Here is a 1,232-nt window from a genome sequence, read left to right on the forward strand (position 1 = left end):
GGGCTCCTGCCGCCGGCCGCGGGCTCGCGGTGCCGGTCATGCGGGTGTCGCCCCTCGGGGGGCCGGCATCGCGGATCAGCGGGGGAGCCGCGGCGGTGCGGTGGGGACACCGCCGCGGGGCACGGGGGCTGGGCCCGGGTGCCGGTTCGCAGCGGCACCCGGGCTGTCCTGCGTCAGCCCTGCTCGGCGGGCAAGTCGCCGTCGGGGATCCAGGAGCCGTGGATCCCGGCGGTCACCCGGCGGGGCAGGTGGACGGTGGCGACGCAGTCGAGGCCGGTCGCGTCGAGCACCAGCAGCTGCGAGGCGTCCTGCTTGAGGTCGGAGACGACGGTGAGCAGGTAGCCCTCGTCCTCGCCGGTGGCTCCGGCGGCGGGGACGAAGACGGCTTCGCCGGGCATCCGGGCGTCGCCGATGTGGCGGACGCGGCGTGCACCGGTGGCGCGGTCGTACTTGACGACGCCGTAGCCGCCGAAGCCCTGCTCGTCGGGGAAGGAGACGGCGTACTGGTAGCGGTTCTCGGTGCCCAGGTACGCCTCGTTGAGCGTCGGGAACTCCACCGGCAGGTCGTCGGTGATCTGCTCGTCGACGCTGCCGACCGCCAGGTCGACCACCCAACGGCGGTTGTAGGCACGGGCGTTGGGCTCGCTGCCGCGCTCCGGCGCGCCGATCCACCAGTTCCAGGAGAGCCGGAACCCCTCCCGGTCCACGGTGGGGCCCTCCAGGACGATGCGGCCCTGGCCGTCCTCGTAGGCGTTGGCGACGTGCAGCAGGTTGCCCGGTTCGACGGAGAACCAGCGCACCTGCGCGGCGCCGTCGCCGCCGCGGGGCATCACCCCGATGCGGGCGGGCTGCCGGTCGTTCCAGCCGTAGGGGATGCCGGAGTGGTCGGTGGGGTCGAAGGTGACGTTGCCCTCGATGAAGACCACGTGGTGGCGGGTGATGGCGAAGTCGTGCTTGAGCGAGGCGGTCGCTCCTGGGACCTCGGCGCTGTGGACGATCCCGCCCTTGGCGTCGGCGACGTAGTACGTCAGGAACGGCGGGAACGGCGAGGACCCGAAGAAGTGCAGCTCGCCGGTGACCGGGTCCTCCTTGGGGTGGGCGGTCATGGCCGAGGTCAGCTTGCCGCCGAAGTCGTACGCGCCGACGGTTTCCAGTTCGGGGGTGAGTTCGAAGGGGAGTGCGGACTCGCAGAGGGCGAGCAGGCGGCCGCCGTGTTCGATGACGTGGGTGCC

The 1,232-nt window shown here is 72.8% G+C and carries 1 protein-coding gene; it reads right to left on the reverse strand.

The features are described from left to right. Window positions 1-173 precede the first annotated feature (173 nt). On the reverse strand, window positions 174-1,232 hold a 1,059-nt coding region (locus ABZ885_RS41510; RefSeq protein WP_360200438.1), incomplete at its 5' end, for a carotenoid oxygenase family protein.

This window comes from Kitasatospora sp. NPDC047058 (assembly GCF_040643935.1).
In the GTDB taxonomy this organism is placed as follows: domain Bacteria; phylum Actinomycetota; class Actinomycetes; order Streptomycetales; family Streptomycetaceae; genus Kitasatospora.